The 24,201-nt window shown below is 58.0% G+C and carries 19 protein-coding genes; 9 read left to right on the forward strand and 10 right to left on the reverse strand.

Annotated features, from left to right (window positions below):
• Positions 1–129: 129 nt before the first annotated feature.
• The gene (locus ACPOL_RS05580) at positions 130–2,886 is read right to left on the reverse strand and encodes an ABC transporter permease (RefSeq protein WP_161557221.1); all 2,757 of its coding nucleotides are present in this window, start codon (positions 2,884–2,886) and stop codon (positions 130–132) included.
• Positions 2,887–2,894: 8 nt separating this feature from the next.
• Positions 2,895–3,224, reverse strand: coding sequence for a PadR family transcriptional regulator (locus ACPOL_RS05585; protein ID WP_114206183.1), 330 nt, complete (start codon positions 3,222–3,224; stop codon positions 2,895–2,897).
• Positions 3,225–3,365: 141 nt separating this feature from the next.
• Between ACPOL_RS05585 and ACPOL_RS05590 the strand changes: the two genes are divergently transcribed.
• Entirely contained in the window at positions 3,366–4,028 is a 663-nt protein-coding gene (locus ACPOL_RS05590) for a DUF6629 family protein (protein ID WP_114206184.1), read from the forward strand.
• 193 nt (positions 4,029–4,221) lie between these two features.
• On the forward strand, positions 4,222–4,473 hold the full coding sequence (locus tag ACPOL_RS05595) for a hypothetical protein (RefSeq protein ID WP_114206185.1): 252 nt from the start codon (positions 4,222–4,224) through the stop codon (positions 4,471–4,473).
• Between the two features lie 906 nt (positions 4,474–5,379).
• On the opposite strand, the gene ACPOL_RS05605 is transcribed toward ACPOL_RS05595, so the two are convergent.
• The 6 genes from ACPOL_RS05605 to ACPOL_RS05635 all read right to left on the reverse strand — a co-directional run bounded on the left by ACPOL_RS05605 (position 5,380) and on the right by ACPOL_RS05635 (position 13,305).
• Positions 5,380–6,609, reverse strand: a complete 1,230-nt coding sequence (locus ACPOL_RS05605; RefSeq protein WP_114206187.1) for a S41 family peptidase — start codon at positions 6,607–6,609, stop codon at positions 5,380–5,382.
• 122 nt (positions 6,610–6,731) lie between these two features.
• Positions 6,732–7,271 carry a hypothetical protein gene (locus tag ACPOL_RS05610; RefSeq protein WP_114206188.1) on the reverse strand — a complete coding sequence of 180 codons (540 nt, stop codon included), beginning with the start codon at positions 7,269–7,271 and terminating at the stop codon, positions 6,732–6,734.
• Positions 7,272–7,425: 154 nt separating this feature from the next.
• Positions 7,426–7,677: a hypothetical protein gene (locus ACPOL_RS05615; RefSeq protein ID WP_114206189.1), complete on the reverse strand. Its 252-nt coding sequence runs from the start codon at positions 7,675–7,677 to the stop codon at positions 7,426–7,428.
• 152 nt (positions 7,678–7,829) lie between these two features.
• The gene (locus ACPOL_RS05620; RefSeq protein ID WP_201759103.1) at positions 7,830–9,641 is read right to left on the reverse strand and encodes a sodium:solute symporter family protein; all 1,812 of its coding nucleotides are present in this window, start codon (positions 9,639–9,641) and stop codon (positions 7,830–7,832) included.
• A 525-nt stretch (positions 9,642–10,166) separates the two neighbouring features.
• Positions 10,167–10,661 carry a zinc-ribbon domain-containing protein gene (locus ACPOL_RS05630; RefSeq protein ID WP_114206191.1) on the reverse strand — a complete coding sequence of 165 codons (495 nt, stop codon included), beginning with the start codon at positions 10,659–10,661 and terminating at the stop codon, positions 10,167–10,169.
• 490 nt (positions 10,662–11,151) lie between these two features.
• Positions 11,152–13,305: a beta-galactosidase gene (locus ACPOL_RS05635; protein ID WP_236657254.1), complete on the reverse strand. Its 2,154-nt coding sequence runs from the start codon at positions 13,303–13,305 to the stop codon at positions 11,152–11,154.
• A 306-nt stretch (positions 13,306–13,611) separates the two neighbouring features.
• Here ACPOL_RS05635 and ACPOL_RS05640 point away from each other — a divergent pair, with 306 nt between their 5' ends.
• On the forward strand, positions 13,612–14,373 hold the full coding sequence (locus ACPOL_RS05640) for a hypothetical protein (RefSeq protein ID WP_114206192.1): 762 nt from the start codon (positions 13,612–13,614) through the stop codon (positions 14,371–14,373).
• On the opposite strand, the gene ACPOL_RS05645 is transcribed toward ACPOL_RS05640, so the two are convergent.
• Positions 14,374–16,401 carry an arginine--tRNA ligase gene (locus tag ACPOL_RS05645; RefSeq protein WP_114206193.1) on the reverse strand — a complete coding sequence of 676 codons (2,028 nt, stop codon included), beginning with the start codon at positions 16,399–16,401 and terminating at the stop codon, positions 14,374–14,376.
• A 225-nt stretch (positions 16,402–16,626) separates the two neighbouring features.
• Between ACPOL_RS05645 and metG the strand changes: the two genes are divergently transcribed.
• The 5 genes from metG (at position 16,627) to ACPOL_RS05670 (ending at position 21,795) form a co-directional block, all read left to right on the forward strand.
• Positions 16,627–18,687, forward strand: a complete 2,061-nt coding sequence (gene metG / locus ACPOL_RS05650) for a methionine--tRNA ligase (protein ID WP_114206194.1) — start codon at positions 16,627–16,629, stop codon at positions 18,685–18,687.
• A gap of 166 nt (positions 18,688–18,853) precedes the next feature.
• Positions 18,854–19,681, forward strand: coding sequence for a TatD family hydrolase (locus tag ACPOL_RS05655; RefSeq protein WP_114206195.1), 828 nt, complete (start codon positions 18,854–18,856; stop codon positions 19,679–19,681).
• Positions 19,682–19,761: 80 nt separating this feature from the next.
• Positions 19,762–20,262 (forward strand): YajQ family cyclic di-GMP-binding protein, encoded by a 501-nt coding sequence (locus ACPOL_RS05660; protein ID WP_114206196.1) that lies wholly within the window; start codon positions 19,762–19,764, stop codon positions 20,260–20,262.
• A 19-nt stretch (positions 20,263–20,281) separates the two neighbouring features.
• Positions 20,282–21,271, forward strand: coding sequence for a polyprenyl synthetase family protein (locus ACPOL_RS05665; protein WP_114206197.1), 990 nt, complete (start codon positions 20,282–20,284; stop codon positions 21,269–21,271).
• 104 nt (positions 21,272–21,375) lie between these two features.
• Positions 21,376–21,795, forward strand: a complete 420-nt coding sequence (locus tag ACPOL_RS05670; RefSeq protein ID WP_114206198.1) for a cobalamin B12-binding domain-containing protein — start codon at positions 21,376–21,378, stop codon at positions 21,793–21,795.
• A gap of 16 nt (positions 21,796–21,811) precedes the next feature.
• Here the strand turns inward: ACPOL_RS05670 and ACPOL_RS05675 are convergent, their stop codons facing one another.
• On the reverse strand, positions 21,812–22,003 hold the full coding sequence (locus ACPOL_RS05675) for a DUF1059 domain-containing protein (protein ID WP_161557222.1): 192 nt from the start codon (positions 22,001–22,003) through the stop codon (positions 21,812–21,814).
• Between the two features lie 209 nt (positions 22,004–22,212).
• On the opposite strand from ACPOL_RS05675, the gene ACPOL_RS05680 reads away from it, so the two are divergent.
• The gene (locus ACPOL_RS05680) at positions 22,213–24,081 is read left to right on the forward strand and encodes an ABC transporter ATP-binding protein (RefSeq protein ID WP_114206200.1); all 1,869 of its coding nucleotides are present in this window, start codon (positions 22,213–22,215) and stop codon (positions 24,079–24,081) included.
• Positions 24,082–24,201: the final 120 nt, after the last annotated feature.

The raw sequence follows: 24,201 nt of genomic DNA on the forward strand, positions 1-24,201 counted from the left end.
GCCTTGATTCATGCCTTCGAGCTTAGTCGATTTCACTATCTGGCATGCAGATCGCTCCGAATCCGCAACCGCTTCGGCGTTTACTTGCCTCTCGCGGTGCCTGCCGGTCGGCATGGCCGGCCGGAATCGTCACTCGTAGCGAAGCGCGACCGCCGGATCGACTCTCGTCGCTCGCCGCGCAGGAAAATAGGCGGCCGTCACCGAGACGATGGCAATCATGAGGATCGAGCCAATCAGCGTCAACGGATCGGAAGGCTTCAGTCCGTATAATCCCGCCTGAATAGCTTGGCTTGCCACCAGAGTCGCGGGAACACCCAGAGCAATGCCCATTCCTAAGAGGCCAAGCGATTGCCTCAGCACCAACCACAGCACACCTCCGCTCGATGCGCCCAGCGCCAGCCGGACGCCGAATTCATTTGTCCGGCGAACCACACTATACGTCATCACTCCATAAAGACCGATCGCGCACAGAGACAATGCCAGCAGCGAGAAGAAGCCGGAAAGCTGAGAGACTAGCCTCTGTTCATCGATCAAATGGTCGAGTTGTTCGCTAATCGTTTCGACGTCGAGAATCGGAAGGTTGGGGTCGATCTCCGCCAGCCCCGCGCGTACCTCGCCCGCGATTGCAGCCGGGTCGCCAGAGGTCCGCACCTGCAGCCAATAGGCATATTGGTCGTCTTCGGTCAGTTGCATGACCGCGAGATAAGCCATGGCCTCGGGCACTTCACCCGCATGGTTGTAGGTTGCATTCCCGACCACGCCAACGATCTGCCACACCCCCTTCACGCTCGGATCAGCGATCGTGAAGCTATGACCGATCGCATCGCTGTGTGGGAAGTAGCGATCGGCGAAGGTCTGGTTGACCACCACTGCCTGTGGAGAAGCGGCCGTATCCGCAGCCCTGATTGTTCTTCCGCGAAGCAATGGAATGCCCAGCGTCTCGAAGTAGTCCGGCGAAATCCGGTTGAGCAGCGTGCTGACGTCCTCATTGGGAGCGGCGGGCCGGCCTAGAATGGTGATCGGAGAACCCCAGTTGCCGTGCCACATAGGTGCGGCCCCCGACAGCGCCGCCGAACTCACCCCCGGCAGCGCATCGACGCGGGAGAGAATTCGCGCATAGAGCGTATTGAGCTGGTCCGGCTTGTATCCCGCGAACTTGGCATTGATTTTCACCAGCAGAATATTCCTGCGGTCGAAGCCGAGGTCCTCGCTGTGAAGGTTGTGCAGCGTTCGCAGAAAAAGCCCAGCCACCGCAAGCAGCACCAGCGAGAGCACAATCTGCCCGGTGACGAGCAGATTCGGGAGCAATCGGCCACCGTCCGTGCTGCCCTTGTATCGCGATTTCAATGCCCCGGCGACCTGGATGCGCGAGATCCGCAAAGCTGGGGCTATCCCGAAGAACAGCCCGGTGAGCAGACAGATGCCCGCAGTGAAGCCAAGCACCCTCAGATCAGGAAGGGGAGACAGTGCGGAATGGGCCACCTCGCCGGCAATGAACTTGATCAAGACGAACGTCCCTCCATAGGCGAGCACCAATCCCAGCCCCCCGCCTACAAACGCCAGCAGCAGCGTCTCCGTCAACACCTGACGCGCCAGCCGGCTGCGGCTCGAGCCAAGCGCCAGCCGGGTAGAATACTCGCGTTCCCGCGCGGCCGCTTTCGCCAGCATAAAGTTCGCCAAGTTGGCGCAGGCAATCAGCAAGACGATCGCGACGATGCCCATCAGCACCGCCAATGGAGCCCCATATGCAGCCCGGAGGTGCGAAATACCGCCTCGGCCGGGAAGAAGCTCGACAAAGCTCTCGCGGATTTCCTTGCGCCGGCTCTCCGCAATCTGCGTCCCTTCGCGCTCCGCCTCAAACTGCCTGTACTGCGCCGTCGCCCATGCCTGTGACTGCGACAGACTGACCTTAGGATTTCGCCGGCCCATCAGATGAAGCCAGTACAGTCCCGAGGAATCGAGCATCGGCGGTTGCAGCATCGCCTCCGCTTGCATGCTGAGCGGCAGCCACATTTCGGGCGATTGCTCATTCAGATCGACGCCATAAAAACTCGCCGGCATGACGCCAATGACACGGAACAGCGTGCCGTTGATGTTCAGGCTTCGGCCAATCACACCGGGATCCGCCGCCAAGGCCTGCTGCCAATAGCGGTAACTGATCACCGCGACCGCGCTGCGCCCGGGAGCATCGCTATCTGTTGCCGTAATCGCTCTACCCAGAAGTGGGTTGGCGCCCAGAACGGAGAAGAAGGTTCCCGAAACCAGGTGAGTCATGGCCTGTGTCGCAGGGCTGCTAGCGGCTGCGCTCGAACGGACACTGACCATCACCGGGAAACTCGAAAAGGCGCAGATCCCCTGGAAGAACTCCGGCCTCCGTCGCCCTTCTTCTTCAAGATGCTTGTAGAAATCGTAGGAGAAGATGTCCACCGCACCCGGGTGCACGGCGCCCAACGTTCCCCCTCCATTGGCGTGGCCGAAAGAGACCAGCTGCCACGCATCGCGCACCGGAAGCGACTTCAGCAGCAGATCGTTGATCAAGGTAAAAATCGCCGTGTTTGCCCCGGTCCCGAGCGCCAGTGAAAGAATGGCGACAATTGAAAAACCAGGCGATTTGAGCAGCTGTCGCGCTCCATAGCGAAGATCTTGCCAAAGCGCCTCGGCGTTCGACTCCCAGGTTGCCGACCAGACCTTGTGCCTTACTGCTTCCACGCTGCCGATCTCCGCGCGCGTCGCTCGCCAGGCAGTCTCTCGATCCATGCCACGCCGTATTTTCTCTTCGGCCGAGGCCTCAAGATAGCTTTGCAGTTCTTCCTGGATCTCTTCGTTTCGGGCTTCGCGGTGAAGCAACGCTTGGATGCCGTTGACGAAGCTTCGCAAGATCGCCATGACTTTCCTCACGCCTCCATGATTCGGTTGATCGCAGCGATCTGCCGTCCCCATTGCTGGCTCTCTTCCTTGAGGGCCTTCCGCCCCGCGGCGGTGAGCAGGTAATACTTCGCCCGGCGGTTGTTCTCTGTCGATCGCCACTCGGCTTTGATCTTGCCCCCGCGCTCCATCCGCGCCAGGGCCGGGAACAACGATCCCGGATTCACTTGGAAGACTCCGTTGCTGATTTGCTCGATCCGCAAGGCGATCCCGTAACCATGCATCGGTTCCAGCGCCAGCGTTTTCAACACCAGCATCTCGAGGGTCCCCTGCACCAGATCGCTCGACTTGTCCGTCATTTCGTTCGGCTCCTCTCGACAAGCTAGAGGTACGCTCTGCTCCTCTAGTTTGTCAAGAGGTGAGGGAGGGATCCGCCTTTTCCTTATCTCAATCCTGCTAAGTGTGAGAACCTTGCACTGGAAGAGCGGGGAGAAAGCACAATGTGTTTCTCGGCAACGGCCAATTTCGTTGGGAGCGCGGTCCTCGGAACCGTCGGCGTCGCCACTCTCTCTAAGGTGAAGCACCGGCGCGAACTGCTCTTCGCTTCGATCCCAGCACTCTTCGCCGTCCATCAGTTCATCGAAGGATTCGTCTGGCTCGGCCTCGATGGCGTGCTCTCGCCTGCGGTCGCCCATAACATGGGCGCCGCCTACGTCCTCTACGCGCAGGGGCTGCTCCCGTTTCTCTTGCCCTTGAGCGTGTTACTGGTTGAACCCGACGTGGCCAGCCGCCGCCGCATGCTGCCCTTCACCATCATCGGCACACTGACGGCTCTCTACATGCTCTGGGGACTCACCGCGGCGCCGCTGCAGGTCTACATCGAACGCGATAGCATCGTGTATGTGAATGCCGCCACCAATCACACCACCTTGGCCGTCTTGTATGTCATATCTACCTGCGGCTCACTCTTCTTTTCGAAGATCCGTCCCATGATCATCTTCGGCGCCGCCAACCTGGTCATTCTGCTCGTAGTGATGGCGGTAAGACGGTACGCGTTTACCTCGGTGTGGTGCGCCTACGCAGCCATCGCCAGCGTCATCATCCTTGTCTATCTGTGGAGGAGCAGCCCCGAGAGGCCGTTTCAATACGCTGTACAAATTTGAGACCTTCGATTCCGAAACCTACAATTCTGAGAGCTGCGATTCCGAGACTTGCGATTCCTAGATTCGCCCCGCCCTTCGCTCCCGACAAATGCCAATTTCAACCCGCCTGTAGCCGCAGCGTCCGCTAGACGCACCTTCAGGCGTGTTCATCCCAGTAGGGTATCCACAAAATCACGTCTGCGAGGAGATCGATATGCTGCTGCCCTGGAATGCACTTGGAAGGACGAACCGCTGGAAGCACTTCGCCGCCATGGCCATAATTGGAGACGGAGTGATGGCGATCGTAAGGCCGCGCCGTGATGCGACCGCATGGGCCCAGGGACCAGCCGTCTGGAAGGGACTTATGCAGGCATTGAATGAGCGTCCCGCGCTAACCCGCCTGATCGGCGTCGCCGAAGTGGTCGGGGCCGTCTGCTGGGTCCTCAGTCACGAAGAACCCGAATGATCTGCAAGGGATAGGCAATTGTCCGGACCGGAGCGGTATTTGACCGGGTAAGATCCAGTATGCAGAGAAACGCAATGCTGGTGGCCCTTGGCCGGGATAGGTTCAGCCACTTGTTGGTGGCCCGTCATCATTGAACCCAATCTTGATTGGCCTCTCTGGTGGCTTGCACTGAGCTTGGTCGCTTTCGCAACCGGGCTGGCCACTCTCTTATCCGATATAGGGCGGCCAGCCGTTGTCAGCGCCTCTATCGTGGGAACACTAGTCGGCCAGTGCGTCGGGTTTTGGATCTGGCGGCCATCTGATGCGATTACCGCATCCTTTGTGCCCTTTGCAGCTGCTGCCGCCGTCCTGGTAGCCGTTCCGGTTGCGTTCGTTGCTGGCTTCGCACTGCCAAGCCTTACGGTATCGGACCCGAAGCGCCGCCGAGCCGTGTGGACTGCACTGCTCTGCTGCGTCGCATTTGGGCCGATGGTGGTCTTGATGACACCGCCGCTCGTCGCGTACAGGGTGGCGCGGAACGATCAGCTGGCGGCACAACGGTTCCACTCATTAAACAACGCCGTGCAACAATTGCTAGCTGAACCCGGCTATCTGGCTGGAAATTGTGAAGGATCCGCTTTACGGCGGCACTACGCAGGCCCTTCGTTCAGCGAAAGCAGCTGGCGCTATATCTCCGGCAATGCGGTGAGAGAGAACGGTTATTCCTTCGTCCTCAGTTGTGCGCAGAGTGGGCAATACAGGCTCAACGCGTCACCGACTAGAGAAAAAGGGGATGGGACACGCCAGTTTTGCGCCGACCAGTCCTGGACAGGCACCTGTTCAATAAAACGAAACCAGTCGCAGTGCGCATGCATGCCTTCCATGCAATAGGCGAGGGGGCCCTATTTCACGGAAGGCGGCTGAAGCCTAGCTATTCTTCGCCTTGAGCAACGAAAGCCCCTTATTCAGCTGATCGTCCGCGGCCGGAGGCGCCGTGCTTTTATCTTCACTCTCCGCTGCAATCTGCTCATCGAGGCTCGGCACTACCACCACATTCGGCGTGACCGCCTCATCCTGGATCTTCTTCCCGCCGGGAGTCGCGTATTTCGCAACCGACAAAATGACTGCTCCGCCGCCAGGAAGCTCGATTGTCTTTTGCACCGAACCATCGCCGAAGGTTCGATCACCCACGACGTCGCCACGCTTGTTGTCCAGCACCGCGCCGGCAATCAGCTCACCCGAGCCCGAAGTTCCATGATTCACGAGCACCACCAGCGGGGCGGACGTGATGAACTCGGATTTCTGAGCACTGAAGACCTGCTTGGGAAACTTCTGCCCCTCGAGGGTAGCGATCGTGCCGGTTTCGATGAATGCGTTCGCCAACCGGATCGCCTGCTGTTCATCACCCAGCGCCACGTTCCTCAGGTCGAGCAGCACCTTCCGGTTCTTAGGTCCGGCCTTCAGCTTGCCAATCACCTCATCGACCCGGGCCTTGGTCAACACCACCGGCTTCAGGTAAAGAATGCTGGAGCTCTCGTATTCCTGCTGACCGAGCGCCGGAATCTCGTCGGCCGCCTTTACCCGGGTGAGCGTCACCTTGTCCGGCTCCGCCTTGCGGGGCCTCACCAGCGAGAAGGTCACATTGGTACCTGGCTTGCCTTCAAGCAGCAACCGGATCAAAGCCACTGACATCTCCCGAGTGGATTGCCCCTCGATTGATTCGAGGATGTCGCCATCCTCAATATTTTGCTTATCAGCGGGAGAACCAGGAATCACCGAGACTACGGTTGCGTAGCCAAAGCGCTTTGACATATTCAGCCCGGTCACACCGACGCCGCCCGTCGAGTCTTTATCCTCACCATCGCGATGCTGTTTGTAAGTCGCATATTCCGCGGGGGAAAGGTAGCTCGAATCCGCATCCAGGCCTTCCAGCAGCCCATGAAGCGCGCCGTCGGTCACCTTGTCGATATTCGGATCGACGACATAGTCGGTCTGGACCTTTTTGAGGACTTCCTCATAAACGCCCATCTCGCGGTAAGCGCCATCATCGCTCTGCGTATTTGCCCGGACGCCATGGAGGCCGACGGCCCCGAGGAACACGATCACCACCAATAACGCCGAGAATCCAAAAATCGCCCGTTGGAAGCCTTTGCTCATAGCACCGCTCAAGGCCCCGTAGGGACCTAATCTCTAGATAATACCGCAGCCAGTCGCCCGGCCACACCAAGCATTGGACGCCGTAGCGCCAGGAATGGATAGCGGCCTTTTACTCTGAGCCATCACTTCTCACCCCTCAGGTGAGTGACAACCTCGAAGAAAGTCGGCTCGTCTACCCCCTGGCCCTCAAAATCAGCCACCCACCCATCGGCGACCGAAATACAGGTCCAGACTAGATCCTTTTCATGAAAAGGGCTTTTCGCCCCCAGGCAATTCACCCCGAGAGGAACTGACACCGGTGTTTCACCAACGAAGTTCGACCCCGGATGGGTGGCTCGGAAAGCCTCCATCCAACTCGCCGTTTGCTGCTCGACCGATTTCCCTGGATCTTGCGAGATCACGGTCACGAAGATCGCCTGCACCGCTAGTCGCCGGTCCATCGTATAAGGCATTTTCTTGAGCGATATGCCCTGAGGTGAGACAAAGGAGTCGGATTTCACCGCGTCCACATCCGCGGTCCAGGGCCACGGCACCCGGATATTTAATCCGCGATAGTTCACCCTGCCCGTCGGGTGAAACAAATGCCAGGCCGCCGCGGTGATGAAGGGGCTATACCAGCCAGCAAACCCCACAAAAAGGGCGGCAATCGAGACGCGAACCATCCGGGTTGTCCAGTGAGGGTTGGGCATTCTCAGGTGGTGTCGTCACTGTATCCTTCCACGACGATGATCAAAACGCCACAAGAATGAGAGCAGGAAATGAAGAACGGCGAGGAGCGGGACTGAAGTGGTCTGAAATGCTCCGCCCGATTTGGACTTAGTGGGCGCTCCGGCCGAGCGGGCGGGTCGTCCCTTCAACTGGCGGCGCCGGTTTCGCCTGCGAGCGGCGGCCCAAGAGGAACATCGTCCCTCCAAAAACCAGCATGACCAAGCCCCAGATGAGGTTGATGTTCATCCCTACTGATTTCTCATAGATCGGGCTGCCCTGCGTGACCAGCCCATAGATTGTCAAAATCGCGCCCACAATCAAGAACATCAGCCCCATCGGAATACGAAGATCCAAGTTCATCTCAAACCTCTAATCTTTATTCCACTTCCTGTCAGCGAAGCACAACGTTGCGATCGAAAAGCGCCGCGACCGAACCATCAGATGCCGAGGGCCCCATTCATACCGCCTTTTGCTTGAGTGGGACTCTCGAATACCAGGTTGACGCTCAATCTCTATCGAAAGATGATGTTCAACCCGACCAGCAGCACAATCAACCCCACTGCCAAGGTAGAAGGCCGCGTATACCAGCTCATCGTATGCTCCACCGGCTTTGGGGTCAGCGAATAGACCAGCCCCACCAGGTCCTTCTCTTCGCGTGGCTTGGTGAACAAGCTGATGATGATCGTGAGCACAAAGTTCACCGAGAACGCCCAGATCGCCGTCCAGAAATTCTGCGCCATGTCGCTCGGATAGCTATGTACGACCGCGATCCAGCCGCCATGAATTCCCGGATGCGCATCTGCCGGCAGCGTCAGACCATGATGAACGATTGCCGCCACCGTCCCGCTCACCAACCCGGTAAACGCCGCATGGCCCGTCGTCCGCTTCCAGAACATCCCCAGTAAAAACGTCGCGAACAGCGGCGCATTCACAAACGAGAAGACCAGCTGCAGCGTGTCCATAATGTTGTTGAACGAAGTCGCCGCATACGCCGCGCAGATCGACAGCAGGATTCCCCCTACCGTCGCCCACCGCCCCATCTTCAGATAGTGCGAATCGGAAGCGCCTTTATTGATGTAGCCCTGGTAAAGGTCGTAGGTCCAAACCGTGTTGAAGGCGGTCACGTTCCCCGCCATTCCCGACATGAAGCTCGCCAGCAGCGCCGTCAGGCCTAGCCCAAGAATTCCGGTTGGAAAGTAATGCAGCAGCATATTCGGAATCGCGAGATCGTAGTCGAGCAGCGGCTGCCCCTTCTGGTCATAGAGCACCTTGCCATTGATGGGGTCGACCTTCACCGGGATCAGCCCTTTGCCAGCAGGGACTACCTCTCCGTTCGCAGCATTCTGAACCGCGATTCCATTCACGATCTTCGCTGAGTTCGCCGTGAGCGGAGTCGCAATCGCCAGCAGCCCCGGCAAAATGACCAGGAACGGAAAGAACATCTTCGGAATCGCGGCGATCAGTGGCACCCGGCGCGCGTTCTCCTCTGAGTCGGTCGCCATCGCCGTCTGGATGACCAGGAAGTCGGTGCACCAGTAGCCAAAGCTCAGCACGAATCCCAGTCCCATTGCCAGGCCAAAGACCTCGACCCCCAGCGGATTTGTATTCGCATGGGTCATCCCCCGCCAGGCATGCGAATAGGCCTCGGGAAGCCGCGTCTTCAAGCCGTCCCAGCCGCCAACATTGCGCAGCCCGATCCACACCAGCGGCAAGAAGCCTGCCACGATCAGGAAGAACTGCAGCACTTCGTTATAGATCGCTGAGGTCAACCCACCGAGAAAGATATAGCCGAGCACGATGATCGCCGAGATGACGATTGCGAAGTGGAAGATCCACCCCAGTGGCAGTCCCATGCTCAGGAATAAGCCGTCAAAAACATGCAAGGTCTGGATTAGCCGCGCCATGGCATACATCGAGATGCCCGAGGAAAATACCGTCATGACCGCGAACGAACATGCGTTATAAGCGCGCGTCTTCTCGTCATAGCGCAGCCGTAGAAACTCCGGCACCGACCTCGCCTTCGATCCGTAATAGAACGGCATCATGAAGACGCCCACAAAGATCATCGCCGGGATCGCGCCGAGCCAGTAGAAATGGCTGGTCGCGATGCCATATTTCGCCCCTGACGCCCCCATGCCGATCACTTCCTGCGCGCCCAGGTTGGCTGAGATAAACGCCAGGCCGCAGATCCACGCGGGCAGCGCCCGTCCTGCCTGGAAGAAGTCCTTACTCGTCTTCATGAACCGCTTTAGGGCAAAGCCGATGCCTAGCACGAAGACGAAATACAACAGCATGATCAGCCAATCAACGAATGTCAGGTTCAAAGCAGTCCGCCATCACCTTCCCCAGCAAGAATCGAAACCCACAACAAAACAACTCGAAAGCCCAAAGAATCTGGCGCCCTATTCATGCCGCCCCTGGCTTGAATGGGAAGACGAATTCCACGCATCATCACAATCCACAATCCCTTGACTAGCTTTTTGGGAGACGGGAGAAAGATCTATCCATCTGAACGATCTATCAAACTGAACCGCTGCGCGCCCCAACCCTAAATCCTGTGACCTAAGCCACGCCAGCGAAATCCCAATGTACGCGGTTTCATGAACACAGTCCAGAACCACCCAGGAGACTATTTCGAGCCACTTACAGAACTTGTCATATAGAGCGAGGACCTGAAGCGCAGTGAAAAGGCCGACCGTCTTCACTACCACCACAAATCCGTCCTTCTGGAAGGAGGTGCAGAGGATGCGGCGAATTTCTCTCTGGACGAATGGTTCTTACCTACAAATTAGAGGAGGAGGGATCGGAGCTGGGGGCCGACGGAGCCCCCAAACTTCAAACCTTAGAATTCAAACCGTACTTCCAGCAATACTCTTCGCGACCCCTGCAGCTCCGGGCACTTCGTAGCGCTTTCCCTGATAGGCAAAGACCATCAGGACGATCCACGCCACCAGCGTCACCAGCGATATCAGCATCGAAAGCAGCGCCCAAAAGGAAAAAATGCCGTAGTAATGGACGCCGAAGAATCCGAATGCCAGCACAATTCGGAGCAGGTTCAAAAACCCAAATACCACGATTGACTGCGCAGCATGGAAGCGCACGAAAGGACGCTTATCGATCAACAGAAAGATGATGCCGGTGATCCAGCCGACCAGGTAACAGAGCATGCCCGCTACGTTTTCCTGCAAACCGCTTGAAGTCGCGACCGCGGCGGCGGGCGCCGGCGCCCATGCTGCCCCGGGTGGAGGTGGAGGTGCCGCCGCAGCGCCCATTGGCGCGCCGCACTGAGGGCAAAAAGCTACGCCTTCTGTTACCGATGAACCACACTTGCTGCAGAATGCCATGGTGTCCTCCACTCTAGGTTTCTCAGGGACTGGTACGTTTCACAGATACGGGACAGACGAGGATTGAGTACGGGCATTTCAGAACCATAACAACGTACTCCAACGCAAACCGGGTTTCAACAAGAACCGTTTTGGGCGCATGGTTTCTCTCTGAGAGGCAGGAGACCTCCAGGAAGCCGAGACGAAAGATCGACAGGCGTTGGCTCTACGGGAAGTGATCTACGTGCCGTCAAAAAAGAGAAGTCGCCCTCCATTTCACACGTGACGAAGGGCACGTGACGAAGAGCGACTGGGCGACCCAGGGAGGGCCAATCAAAGCGGGTAGGCAGGTGACGAGTTAGACGTACGGGATATGGCCGCCGCACACCCGATTGATTCCGTCGGGCATCGCCAAACGTCATCTACCTACCTACAGGTGCAAAGAGTAGTGCAGTTACAGCGACCGGTGTGTGCAATATTGCTCAGTTTCATCGATTGAAAAACGAAGGTACTAGCGCTCCTCGATGATCGCCAAGTCCCAGGCCTTGATCCTCATCGTTCCCGAATTGGGAACGGCAGAGTTTTTGGTCAAATCTACGCCGGCGCCATAGGAATAAGGCACAGATTGCTCCTCACCCGAGTAGTTCAGGTAATAGTGGATCTTCTTCCCCATCCCGTTCAACCCATGCTTGACCCGCACCGCCGGCGGCAATGACTGGTCCGGCCCACTGAGCCCTGCCTCTTTCAAAACGCCGAGCAACACATCCCGTTGGAGGGTGTCGGTGAGATAAGTGCCCTCGTAAGTCAACGACCCTGAACCGAACTGGTTCTCAGTAATCGCTGGCCATTGGCCAAAGAAAGGATGGTCATAGGAAGCGAGAGGCTTGGCATGTTCGGGAAGCAGGAACTCCGCCCAATAGCTCACCTTGTTCTCGGCGCCAGCGTGATAAGGATCATCTTTAAGCGCCAGCGGCTTCTCGAGGTTTGAGAACTCCTGATAACTGAACCCCGCAGCCTCACGCAGCGGTCCAGGCGCCCGCACCCACCGCACCGCATTATTCTCGTTGGTAAAGCCGCTCTTGAAGGTCATCAGGACCCGGCCGCCGCCTTTCACGAAGTCGGAGATCTTCTGCAACAAGGCGTCATCCGCCACATACAGCGCCGGAACAATCAGCACTTTGTACCGGGAGAAATCCGGATCGTCGGCGAAAACGAAATCGGTCCCGACATTCAGTTGGTAGAGCGAGCGATGAAGCTGATTCAACAAACTCGTATATTCAGGACCAGTCTTCGCCGCCGGCCACGGATCGTTCCCCTGGCGAACGATCGGCATGAAATCCAATCCATTCGCCGAGTCGACGCTATAGAGAATCGCGACCTCGTTCGCGATCTTCAAGTTCACTAAATGCGTGCCCATTTTATTCAATTCATGCGCGGTCTTCGACACCTCGGCATAGGCGCGGTTCGGCTCCAGGTCATGGCCAAGAACACCCTTCCAATAGACCTCCTGCCCGGAAGGAATCGAAGCCCAATGCCAGTACTCGACCATGTTCGCGCCGCTCGAGAGGTGGGTGTAGACATCCAGTCGAAGCTGCCCATCGTACGGTGGATATTGCATCGTCGAGTCCCAGCCAATGGTCTGTGCGTTGGTCTCGGTGACTAAGTAATTCGCATGTTTCAGCGAACGCGCCAAGTCGCCCTGAAAGGTCTGCGCCTCCCCATCCATGTGGTCCTGGGTGCCGTGGTAGGGATTGTCCGCAACGACATCGAGCGACTTGGCGACCTGAAACTCATCCACATCGCGCCGCCCGATCCCGCCAAAGTCGGTCGTCACAAACTGGTCAGGACGCCGGTACTGCCGTACGATCGCCGCCTGCCAGGCGAGAAAGTCCGTCACTCGGATCTGCGACCAGCGCGACCATTCCAGTTTGTAACCGGTGCTGATCGTCCCATCGCGAGGCGGCAAGTTCTCCCAGCCATTCACGTCCTGACCCCAGTAATTTAGCCCCCAGGCCTTATTCAGCGCGTCCGTCGTGCCGAACTTCTGCTTCAGGTGGTTGGTGAAGCCAACGAATACGTCGTGGTTGGTTGCGCCATTGGAGCTGGTTTCGTTGTCCACCTGCCAGCCAATCACCGCCGGGTTGTCGCGGTAATGCTCGACCAGCTTGCGGATCAGCCGTTCCGCATAGAACCGGTACGCCGGACTATCGGTATCCATGTTCTGCCGCATGCCGTAGGAGCTTTCGCCGCCACCCATTGGTCTCGCCAGCACCTCCGGATGCGCGTGATACATCCACGTTGGAATCGAGTAGGTCGGGGTTCCGAGGATGACTTTGATGCCCGCCTTCCCCATGGCATCGACCACCCGGTCCATCCATGCGTACTCGAATCTGCCGTCCTCCGGCTCCCAAAGACTCCACGTCGACTCACCCATACGAACGACGGTGACGCCGGCCTCTTTCATCAGCGCCACATCCTTATCCAGCCGCTCATAAGGCATGTACTCGTGGTAATAAGCGGCGCCATAAAGCACGTTGGTGAAAGGGGCGTCCGCCGGGGCGGCTGCGCTCACCGGAACCGCGGCGTCCGTAGCCGCCTTTCCAGACGACGCGGTCAGCAGCATAACGGCCGCCAAGGATAGAACTCTGCGATAGCTCTCGATCACGGGTCTCTGCCTCCGAATGGGCTTGGCTGCGTTGTGCGATGAAACGTTTACTATAAACACTCCCCTCTGCTCACGAACAGTGCTATTCGAGCCGTGAACTCGTCCCGCGATCTCAGGAGCTGATCTGGGTTAGACTGCTGGGGATGATTGAGCCGTCCAACGCGAAGCGGCTCTAGAAGCTGTTGCTCATCGTGGCGGCGGGTGGTCCTCGCTGGCATCATTCCGGCCGTCGTTTATTAAGCGGCGGATTAAACGCGCACACCTGGTTCTCTACTTTCTCATCGCTGTAGGTTTTTTTAAAGGACGATGCCACTTTCCCCGCTACTCGTGCCGCTGCTCGCCAGCCTGGTGCTCTCCTACCGGGCAAGCCCTACCACCGTCTACGTCGCCGCCGACAGCCGGCTCACTTCTCCAGCGAGCCAGGGTGTAACACCCCCGCCGGTCGACACCGCGTGCAAGATTCGCGTCCTTAAAGGTGGAGTCGTCTTCGTCGGCACCGGCAACGCTCTATTTTCTGCCGACGGGGTCGAGACGAATATCTATGCTTTAGCCGCCCACGCGGCAGCCGCGCTTCCCAGCCGTCCGCTCGAAGACGCCGACATCCGCGACATTGCCTTGGTGTGGCAGAACCTGATTCATGGCCGCCTGCAGGAGAAGCTCCAAGCAGGGCCACAAAACACAGCCAACACATCGAAGGTGGCGGCCACCGCTGGAACGACGGGATCGTTCTATGCCGCCACCGCAAGCGGCGACGTCTTCGCCATTACCCTGCGCGTCGCGCTCGATGATCAAGGCCTGCTCCGCGATACCGAAGAACCGCAGCCGCAGCCCGGCTTCCTCGTCGCTACCGGAACAAATATAGCCAAGCAAGACGCTCTAGAACTGGCCACATCGTCACAAAATGTTATGCTTCCCTGGCCCCGGAGATTGCAGGCGATCGAACTGCAGACCATCCGCGAGGAAGCCCAGCGGTACGGCCGCGGCTCCGACATCGGCGGCCGTGTCGACATGATCCAGATCACCTCGAAGGGCCCTGCCTGGATCCTCCGGAAAGCGAATTGCCGCTGACTACATCACTTCCGGCGATTCAATCCCCAGCAGCTTGAGGGCGCGCACCAGCTCCCGTTCCGCCACAGCTGCGGTCGCCAGCAAGAACGTCTTCCGGGCCGCATCGCTTTCATGCAAAACGTGATGACGGTGGTAGAAGTTGTTGAACTCCTGCGCGAGCTGAAAGGCGTGCTTCGCCAGATGGGCGGGTTCGGCGGTTGCAATGCACTGTTCCACCAGAAATTGCAGCTTCGAAGCCCGCAGCCAGAGCTGCCAGATGCCGTCTCCATCTTCACCCGCGAGATAAGGCGTGGTGTCAATCCGAGTCAGTTCTGCCAGGACCGTCTCTGCGCTCGTCTCCGCCTTGCGAAGAATGTTCCGCGCCCTCACGATCGCATACTGCACATAGGGCCCAGTCTCGCCTTCGAAGCTGAGCGCCTCGCGGAAGTCGAAGGCTATGACCGTATTCCTTGTGAACTTGAGCATGAAGTAGCGTAGCGCGCCTACCGCAATCTTGGTCGCAGTCGACTCGCGCTCTTCCTCGCTGAGTTCAGGATGCCGCGCATCGACTTCCTTCTTCGAAGCCAGGATCAGCCGGTCGATCAGGTCGTCGGCCTTCACTCCAAAACCCTTGCGTCCGGAGACTTCGATATACGGCCGCGCCTGGTCTTCCGGAGAAACCGAATACCCCAGTTCCATCGCGCAGCGCGGCGTCAACGCCACCATCTCGTAGGAGAAATGCGTGTAGCGCGAAGCTTCTTCGACATACCCAAGGCCCTTCAGCGCTTCGATCACATTGCTCTGCGGATCGGACTGCCGGCTATCGATCACGTTGTAGATCGAGGTGGCTCCGCCAAAGTGAGGATGCTCCGCTTCACCACCTTTTGAGGTGGAAATCCAGCAAGTATGCTCCGGAGATTGATCTATGTACGCGAAGAAGGGCAGATACTCAAAGTCCTTCCCAAGCAAGCCGAACTTCCAGAGGTGATAAGCAATGTCTTTGCCGACATAGGTGACGGTGCCATTCGAGCGAACGATGACTTTGGCGTCTTCATCGGGGCCACGGGCGCCATCGGGGCCTTCTTCGATGACCTCCGACCCAGCACGCTTCATCACCCAGCAGCCCTTGTTCTTGCCCTCGGTCTCGAAGTAGAGCACGCCCTTGGCCTTCATCTGCTCGAAGGCCGAGTCCCAGAAATGCAGCTGCAGGATGTCGCTCTCCCGGGGAAGGAAATCGTAGTCGATGTCCAATCGAAGCATCGTCTCTAGATGCCGCCGCAAGACCGCGGTGGAGACCAGCTCCGCGATTGCGGCGAATTCGTTTCCGCCCGCCTCCAGCTGGTGCAACGCTTCAAGGCGAACTTGCCGTCGGGACTTCTTCTCTGCTTCTTGCGCGGCTGGGTCAACATCGGCTGCCTCATACCACTGCGAAACCCGCGCATACAGGTCCCAGCAGTAGTAGTCGATGCGCTGTCCGCTTGAAAGCAGACTCACCATAAGGCTGCGGACATCCTCCAGATTCAACCGCTCCAGATGGGTCAGCCCCACCACCACATCAGCGACCTGGACCCCGGTGTTGTCGATGTAGTTCTGCACATCGACCCGCTGCCCGGCCGCCCGCAGCAGCCGGACGAAGGTATCGCCGAGCACGGCATTGCGCAGATGCCCGATATGGGCGGCCTTGTTGGGATTGATACTCGTGTGTTCGACGAGCGAGCGAACGCCGGTCGGCGGGACTACTTCGACTGCGTCGGCAATAGCCGCGACCGCTTCACCCCGCTCCAGCCGTGCATTGATGTAGCCGGCGCCCGCTACATCAAATCCGGCGAAGCCATCGATCGTTCCCAACTCGGCAACCAGCTCTTCGGCGATCTTTCTCGGAGCTTTCTTCAGACGCCTCGCCAGCTCAAATGCCAGCGGCAGAGCATATTCGCCAAACTTGATGTCTGGAGGCTGTTCGATGACCAGCTTCGGGTCCTCAATCTGATACTTCTTGCGAAGCACCGTGCGCAGTCGTTCCAGCAAGACTTTCTGTTGTTTCAAATACAAACCATTCACCGTCCAAACAGGCGGGAAGACGTGTCTAAACCCCTGATTTTCTTGCTGATTTTAGCAGACACGCACATAGCTGCTCCCACAACAGCCGGGTCATCCTGAGCGGAGTGCGAAGCACGGAGTCGAAGGACCTTCGGGTTTTCCCTCGGCTTCAACGATTCCCCGCCAAATATTCTAAGATAGAGAAAAGACAGGATAAGTCCCGCAACGCATCGACCAATGCCCGAAAACAAGTACTACATCACCACCCCGATCTATTACGTCAACGCGCGTCCGCATATCGGACACGCGTATTCGACGATCGTTGCGGACATCCTGGCGCGGCGTCACCGGCTGCTTGGAGAGGACACCTGGTTCCTGACCGGCACTGACGAACACGGGCAGAAGATCGAGCGTTCCGCCAAGGCCGCGGGAAAAGAGCCGCAGGCCTTCACCGACGAAGTCTCGGCCCAGTTTCGCGGCCTTTGGGACCGCATGGGCCTTAGCTACGACGACTTTATCCGCACCACTGAGCCGCGCCACAAACGAGGCGTGCAAAAGCTCTTTGCCGAGCTTCAGAAGCGCGGATTCATCTACAAAGGCTCCTACAGCGGCCAATATTGCGTATTCGATGAGCTCTATGTCGACACCCCGCCCGGAGTGCCGTGTCCCGACTGCGGCCGCCCTACCGAAACGGTGATTGAAGAGAATTATTTCTTCAAACTGTCTGCCTTCGAACGCAAGCTGCTCGAACACTACGACGCCAACCCCGACTTCATCCGCCCTGAGAGCAGCCGCAAAGAGGTGATCTCGTTCGTCAAGAGCGGGTTGCGGGACCTCTCGGTCTCGCGCACCAGCTTCAACTGGGGCATCCCGGTTCCCGGCGACGAAAAGCATGTCATTTACGTCTGGCTCGATGCCCTCGCCAACTACATGACCGCGGTCGGCTACGGCAGCGACGCCCCCGAAGACATCGCCAAATTGCAGAAATACTGGCCTGCCGACTTACATTTGGTCGGCAAAGAGATCACCCGTTTCCATTGCGTCTACTGGCCAGCCTTCCTCATGGCCGCCGGACTGCCGCTGCCCAAATCGATCACCGCCAACGGCTGGCTGCTCTTCGAAGAATCGAAGATGTCGAAGTCGAGAGGCAATATCGTTCGGGCAGAGACGATTGTTGAAGTGCTCGGGAGCGATGCGTTGCGGTACTTCCTGATGAGGGAGATTCCTTTTGGACAGGATGGGAGTTTTTCGTTCGACGCGCTGGTGCAGCGGTATAACGCGGATTTGGCTAATGGGTATGGGAACTTAGTCAGCCGCGTTTTGGCAATGATCGAGAAGTATTTTGATGGCAAGATCCCCCCAGCGCAGGCGCAAGACGGGACTGATCTAGCAGAAGACTTTCTGAAGAACACCTCCACCATTCAGGAGATGTTTGACGATCTAGACTTCTCTCGTACGCTTGAGCACCTGTGGAGATTGGTTGGCATAATGGATCTCCAGCTAACCAGAGAAGCTCCGTGGAAGAAGTCCGATGGCGTATCTGAAGAAGATCATCAGAAGCAGCAATCGGAAATTCTTTATAAAGCCGCGGAAGTGATCCGCATCCTGACTGCCCTCCTTTACCCATTCATCCCCGAAGCCGCCAGCAAAGTCTGGCAGCAACTCGGACTTGGGGTCTTCAAAGACGGCAAGACCGAAAAGTGGCTTCCCGGGGAATACGAACAACTTCTCCAATGGGGAGGCCTCCAGCCCGGCACCAAACTTGGCGAACTCGGCCCTATCTTCCCCCGCGCAGACAAGGACGCTATAAAAAGAATGCAAGAACTCGAAGATAAAAAGTCGCAGGAACTCGAACAGAACAACGCCGCTCCGGCGCCCGTAACTTCCGCCGAAGCCTCTGCTCCCGTCCCAACGCCGGAGGCGCTTGCCGCCGCCGCGCCAACCGCCGCTCCGACGCCTGCGCCCACCGAAATCATTGGCATCGAAGACTTCGCCAAGGTTGAGCTTCGTGTCGCCCAAATCAAGGTTGCCGAACGCATCCCCAAGGCCGATAAGCTCCTCCGACTCGAAGTCGACCTCGGCTATGAGACTCGTCAAATCCTCTCCGGCATCGCCGAGTACTATACCCCCGAGTCGCTCATTGGCCGCAAGATCGTGATCATCGCCAACCTCGCGCCCCGCAAGATGCGCGGTCTGGAATCGAACGGAATGCTGCTCGCCGCTTCGCTTGGCGAAGGCGACAAGCCCGTTCTCGCAGGATTCTTAGAAGACGTGCCACTCGGAGCCAGGCTCAAATAGAATTGCCGTCTCTAACGTTTTCACACTGCGCGGAGCGCGTAGCTGCTACATAAGGGAAGGCTCGTCATCCTGAGTGGAGCACGAAGTGCGTAGTCGAAGGATCTGCGGTTCCACCAATGTGCGTTGAAGCACTACCTCCATTCTAAGAATTCTTTATTAGCCACGAATGCTCATCGACTCCCACGCTCATCTCGACTCCCCGCGGTATGCAGAAGATCGCGAAGCACTTCTGCATCGCGCCTGGGACGCAGGCGTGCGCACTATCCTCTCGATCGGCATCGGCGAAGGTCCCGAAACCATGCACCAGGCGCTCGAGATCAGCCGCCAATATAAAGACCAGCCCGAGATACCGCGAATCTTCGCCTCTGCCGGAATCCATCCCCACGAGGCGAGCCTGGCTGACGACGCGGCCTATGCCAAGCTCGACCAGCTGCTCCAGCAGCCGGAGGTCATCGCCTGCGGCGAGATCGGCCTCGACTACTACTACGACAACTCTCCCCGCGACATCCAAAAAGCCGCCTTCCGCCGCCAGATGGAGATTGCCGCCGCCCGCCAGCAGCCCATCATCATCCACTGCCGGCCTTCGGAAAACTCGACCAACGCCTGGGACGACACTCTCGACCTCCTCGAAGCCCAGTGGAAACGGACCGGCCTCGGTGGCATCCTGCACTGCTTTACCGGCGAATGGGACCACGCCCGGCGCGCCCTCGATGCCGGATTCCTGATCTCCTTCGCCGGCAACATTACCTTCCCCAAGGCCCAACCGATCCGCGACGCCGCCTCCCAGGTGCCGCTCGACTGTATTCTGGTCGAGACCGACGCGCCGTTTCTCGCTCCGGTCCCCAATCGCGGCAAGCGCAACGAGCCGGCCTTCGTCCGCGAAGTCGCCGCCAAGCTCGCCGAGCTCCGCCAAATCGATTCGGAAGCCGCCGCTTCGCGCACCACTGAAAACTTCCACCGTTTTTTCGGTACAGCGCCGCAGCTAGAATCGTGATCCAAGGAAAAGAATCCGTCTTACGCGGATAATCTAATGAGAGAAAGCAAGAAGGAATTGCTTAAAGGCACTCAGAGTCCATGGCAGCAGACAACTCGTTTGATATCGTGAGCAAAGTGGATATTCAGGAAGTCAGGAACGCGATCGACCAGGCGTCGAAGGAAGTCAACGCCCGGTTCGACCTCAAAAACTCGCATTCGAGCATCAAGCTCGAAGGGGACGACACCATCCAGCTCGCCTCCGCTGACGAATATAAGCTCCAGGCGGTCATCGAAATCCTCCAGCAGAAGATCATCAAACGCGGGATCTCCCTCAAATCCCTTACGTTTGAGAAGCTTGAGCCCGCTTCGGGATCGAGCGTTCGCCAGAAGATCAAGCTCACTCAAGGGATCGCCAGCGAGAAAGCCAAAGAGATTGTGCGGGTAATTAAAGACTCCAAAAAGAAGGTTCAGGCGTCTATCCAGGGGGAGACCGTCCGCATTACAGGCAAAGACCGCGATACTCTACAAGAAGCTATTGCTTTGTTAAAGGGCCATGACTTCGGCATAGACATGCAGTTCACAAATTTCCGTACCAATTAGCAAGAACCCGGGAGAACGGTTGAGTACACTGGCACTATCGACGGCAAAAGAAGTCTTCGATCTGCTGCGCGACGATCTCCGCGCCATCGAACGAGAGCTTGGCCGCGACGCTGTCTCCGATGTCGCCGCAATCACCGAGATCGCCGACTACCTTCGCGAAGGCGGAGGCAAGCGCATCCGCCCCTCCCTCTTGCTGCTCGCCGCCAAAGCTCAGGGCTACGAAGGCCAGGGGATGGTCAAGCTGGGTGCGGTCGTCGAGATGGTGCATACCGCGACCCTGGTTCACGACGACATCATTGATGCCGCCGACACCCGCCGCGGACGCCCCTCCGCCAATACCACCTGGGGGAACGCCAAATGCGTCCTGGCCGGTGATTGGCTCTACATGCAGGCCTTCCACATTGCTCTTGAGGAGCGCAATTTCCGCATCCTCGACCTGCTCATCTCGCTCACCCAGCAGATGGTTGAAGGCGAGTTGCTGCAAATGGAGACCCTGGGGCGCGCCATCTGCGAAACCGAGTATTTCGACCTCATCTACCGTAAAACTGCTTGTCTTTTTCAGGTCTCCATGCGCCTCGGCTCCATCCTGGCCGGCGCTACCGACGAAATCGAAGACCAACTCGGCGAGTATGGACGCTCCCTCGGGATGGCCTTCCAGATCGTCGATGACGTGCTCGATCTCACCGCATCCGAAGATATGCTAGGCAAGCCCGTCGCCAGCGATCTCCGTGAAGGCAAGGCCACCCTGTCCGTCATTCACTCCTTGGAAAACGGGACCGAGGCCGACCGCGGGGCCATCGAAAAAGTCCTCCTCGACCAGAGTTTCGACAGGGTAGACCATGCAGAGATTCTTGAAATACTGAACCGCAACGGTTCGGTCGAATACGCGATGGCCGCCGCTTTCCGCTGCGCCGAAGCCGCCCGCCAAGGACTGGCCGCCCTCCCCGACAACGAATTCAAACGCGCCCTGTTATGGGTGCCCGATTTTGTTGTGGCGCGGGATAAGTAGGCCCGATGCCCTACTGATTCTCACCTTTCTCGGGCTGAAAAGATCGTTTAGTCGCGACAGCGAGCGAAATCTCAACGGCTGGAGTATTTTGAAGAAGCCCAGTCATGGAACTACCCACCCCTATTCGCGTCCTTGTCGCCAAGCCCGGACTTGATGGCCATGACCGCGGCGCCAAGGTCATCGCCCGGGCTTTGCGCGATGCCGGCATGGAGGTCATCTATACCGGTTTGCGCCAGACTCCGGAGATGATCGTCAACGCAGCCATTCAGGAGGACGTCCAGTGCATTGGACTAAGCATCCTGTCGGGCGCCCACAATGTCATCGTTCCGCGGATCATGGCCCTGTTAAAAGAGAATGCCGCCGACGACATTCTTGTGGTACTCGGCGGCACTATACCCTCTCAGGATATTCCGTCCCTGAAAGCTCAGGGGGTTGCTGCGGTCTTTGGTCCCGGAACCTTGCTTGCGGCGACGGTTAACTTTATCCGCAGCCATGCCCGCCGCACAACGCTACACCCTTCCTGAGCCGATTGTCCTGAGTTCAGGCAACGTCTCGAATGGCCTGCCGCACATGCTGGACCGCTTCCTCTTTCAGTTCCAGGTGATGCACCTTCGCCGCATGGTCCTGGATGGTCGGCACCATCTCCTCCTCAGAGTTGCCTTCCAGCTTCCAACCGCACTCCGTGTAGCCGACATCGGCGCACCGGAATTCCTTCTTTGTCTGCTCCGCCATAAACTCCTCCTCGCCGAAAAACGCTCGGCTTACTCTCCTTTGGGATGCATTGACCTCAAGGGAGATTGCTCCATGACCCATGGCAACAATTCATGAGACGATGGTTTCACTAATATCCAACGCGTTGTTATTGGCCCGCATCAAAGTGGAGTGATTATCCGCTTTGGCATTGTAATCGGCTTCCTGCTGCTTAGGAAATACAACCAGCTATGAACGTAAATGGAACTGGTCAAACCGGTGCGCCGGCAAATGGTGCGCCCAAAAAGCATGTAGAGGTTCCTGGAAGCGCCTGGGGGGATCGGCTTCGTGCGCTCAAGAATGTGCCGCCCGTCCTCAAGATCCTTTGGGAGTCCGGTCCAGCGGTCGTCACCTGGGGCATCATCCTGCGGCTCATCACTGCCGGATTGCCTGCCCTGCTTGGTTACATATCTTCCTGGATCCTCGGCAATGTCAAGCTGGCGATCGATCACCAGCCACTGCCTCCGCGCTTCTGGTGGATGGTTGGGGCTGAAGTATTCTTTGCCGTTTTTGCGAACGCGATCAATCGCCTGATCGACTATCTTGATAGCCTGCTCTCCGACCGTTATACCTTTTTCGTCAGTGTCCGGGTGATGCGGCAGGCTGCCGACCTCGATCTCACCACCTATGAAGACCCGGTCTTTTATGACCGGCTCGAACGTGCCCGCGTCCAGGCGACTGATCGTCTCGGCATGATCCAGCAGATGGGCCGGCTCTTGCAGCAGGTAGTCACAACCGCCATCTTCACCGGCATTCTTATGTATCACTCGCCGTGGCTGGTGCTCCTGCTGACGCTGGGCGTACTGCCATCCTTCCTGGGCGAGACCCACTACGCTTTTCTTGGCTATGCCAAGAACTTCCGCCAGACTCCCGCCAAGCGGCAGATGGACTACTTGCGCCAGGCCGCGGGCAGCCGCGAAGGCGCGAAGGAACTGAAGCTCTACAACCTTGCCGATTACTTCACCGGCCGTTTTACCTCCCTCTCCAAGGAGATCTACGAAGAGAACATCGAGCTTTCCCGCCGCAAGCTTTTTTGGGGCGGCATCCTGACCATGATCGGAACGCTCGGCTACTACGGATCGTATGTTTTCGTGATCTGGCGCGCGGTCGAGGGACAGCTCGACATGACCACCCTGTTGTTCCTGACCACTTCGATTATCCAGGCGCAATCGAACTTGCAGCAGGTCTTTTCAACTGCCTCAGGCATCGCCGACCAGGCGCTCTTCCTGACCGACCTAATTGCGTTCTTCGATATGAAGCCGACCGTGATATCGAAGCCGAATGGCCAGCTCGTACCTCGCCCGATCCGCCGCGGCTTCGAGTTCCGCAACGTCTCTTTCGCTTATCCAGGGACAACTCGCCGGGTTCTCAAGGACTTCAACTTCACCCTTTCGCCCGGGGAGCGCATCGCTCTAATCGGCGAGAACGGCCAGGGGAAGACCACGGTCGTTAAGCTGATTACCAGGTTGTACGACCCCACTGAGGGTCAGATCCTGCTCGATGGCGTTGACCTGAGGGAATACAAGCTTGAAGATCTCCATCATGAAATCGGCGTCATCTTTCAGGACTTCATGCGCTACGAGATGACCGCTCGCGAAAACATTGCGGTGGGCCGGGTGGAGCGTCAACATACCGAAGAGGAAATCGAACATGCCGCCGAAAAGAGCCTCGCCGCCAGCGTGGTGGCAAAGCTCAGCGGCGGGTATGACCAGATGCTCGGCCGCCGCTTCGAAGGCGGAGTCGAACTCTCCGGGGGGGAATGGCAGCGGGTCGCCCTGGCGCGCGCTTACCTGCGCGATGCTCAGCTGCTGATTCTTGATGAGCCGACCGCAGCGCTGGACGCCAAGAGCGAGCTTGAAGTCTTCGAACGTTTCGCTGAACTCACCACCGACAAGATGGCGCTCCTCATCTCTCATCGCTTCTCGACGGTACGCATGGCCGATAGGATAGTTGTATTGGCGGGGGGCCGGCTGGTCGAGGAGGGCAATCATCAGCAGCTAATGGCGCTTGGCGGACGCTATGCCGAAATGTTCGAGATGCAGGCCGCCAGCTACCGGTAAGTGTTGATACTTGACGATCTACAGTTGGATCCGTATGGCTGGTTTGAACCACACTGCGGCGAACAGATTTAATGTTGAATGGGCTGCAATTGGAGTAGCGCTGAAAACCTTTTTCCTGGA

The organism is Acidisarcina polymorpha (genome assembly GCF_003330725.1).
GTDB classification, from domain to species: Bacteria; Acidobacteriota; Terriglobia; order Terriglobales; family Acidobacteriaceae; genus Acidisarcina; species Acidisarcina polymorpha.

What these genes read in the sequence shown, in the direction of transcription:
- ACPOL_RS05580 (WP_161557221.1), bottom strand. Translation starts at nt 2,886, where the DNA reads ATGGCGATCTTGCGAAGCTTCGTCAACGGCATCCAAGCGTTGCTTCAC.
- ACPOL_RS05585 (WP_114206183.1), bottom strand. Translation starts at nt 3,224, where the DNA reads ATGACGGACAAGTCGAGCGATCTGGTGCAGGGGACCCTCGAGATGCTG.
- ACPOL_RS05590 (WP_114206184.1), top strand. Translation starts at nt 3,366, where the DNA reads ATGTGTTTCTCGGCAACGGCCAATTTCGTTGGGAGCGCGGTCCTCGGA.
- ACPOL_RS05595 (WP_114206185.1), top strand. Translation starts at nt 4,222, where the DNA reads ATGCTGCTGCCCTGGAATGCACTTGGAAGGACGAACCGCTGGAAGCAC.
- ACPOL_RS05605 (WP_114206187.1), bottom strand. Translation starts at nt 6,609, where the DNA reads ATGAGCAAAGGCTTCCAACGGGCGATTTTTGGATTCTCGGCGTTATTG.
- ACPOL_RS05610 (WP_114206188.1), bottom strand. Translation starts at nt 7,271, where the DNA reads ATGGTTCGCGTCTCGATTGCCGCCCTTTTTGTGGGGTTTGCTGGCTGG.
- ACPOL_RS05615 (WP_114206189.1), bottom strand. Translation starts at nt 7,677, where the DNA reads ATGAACTTGGATCTTCGTATTCCGATGGGGCTGATGTTCTTGATTGTG.
- ACPOL_RS05630 (WP_114206191.1), bottom strand. Translation starts at nt 10,661, where the DNA reads ATGGCATTCTGCAGCAAGTGTGGTTCATCGGTAACAGAAGGCGTAGCT.
- ACPOL_RS05640 (WP_114206192.1), top strand. Translation starts at nt 13,612, where the DNA reads ATGCCACTTTCCCCGCTACTCGTGCCGCTGCTCGCCAGCCTGGTGCTC.
- metG (WP_114206194.1), top strand. Translation starts at nt 16,627, where the DNA reads ATGCCCGAAAACAAGTACTACATCACCACCCCGATCTATTACGTCAAC.
- ACPOL_RS05655 (WP_114206195.1), top strand. Translation starts at nt 18,854, where the DNA reads ATGCTCATCGACTCCCACGCTCATCTCGACTCCCCGCGGTATGCAGAA.
- ACPOL_RS05660 (WP_114206196.1), top strand. Translation starts at nt 19,762, where the DNA reads ATGGCAGCAGACAACTCGTTTGATATCGTGAGCAAAGTGGATATTCAG.
- ACPOL_RS05670 (WP_114206198.1), top strand. Translation starts at nt 21,376, where the DNA reads ATGGAACTACCCACCCCTATTCGCGTCCTTGTCGCCAAGCCCGGACTT.
- ACPOL_RS05675 (WP_161557222.1), bottom strand. Translation starts at nt 22,003, where the DNA reads ATGGCGGAGCAGACAAAGAAGGAATTCCGGTGCGCCGATGTCGGCTAC.
- ACPOL_RS05680 (WP_114206200.1), top strand. Translation starts at nt 22,213, where the DNA reads ATGAACGTAAATGGAACTGGTCAAACCGGTGCGCCGGCAAATGGTGCG.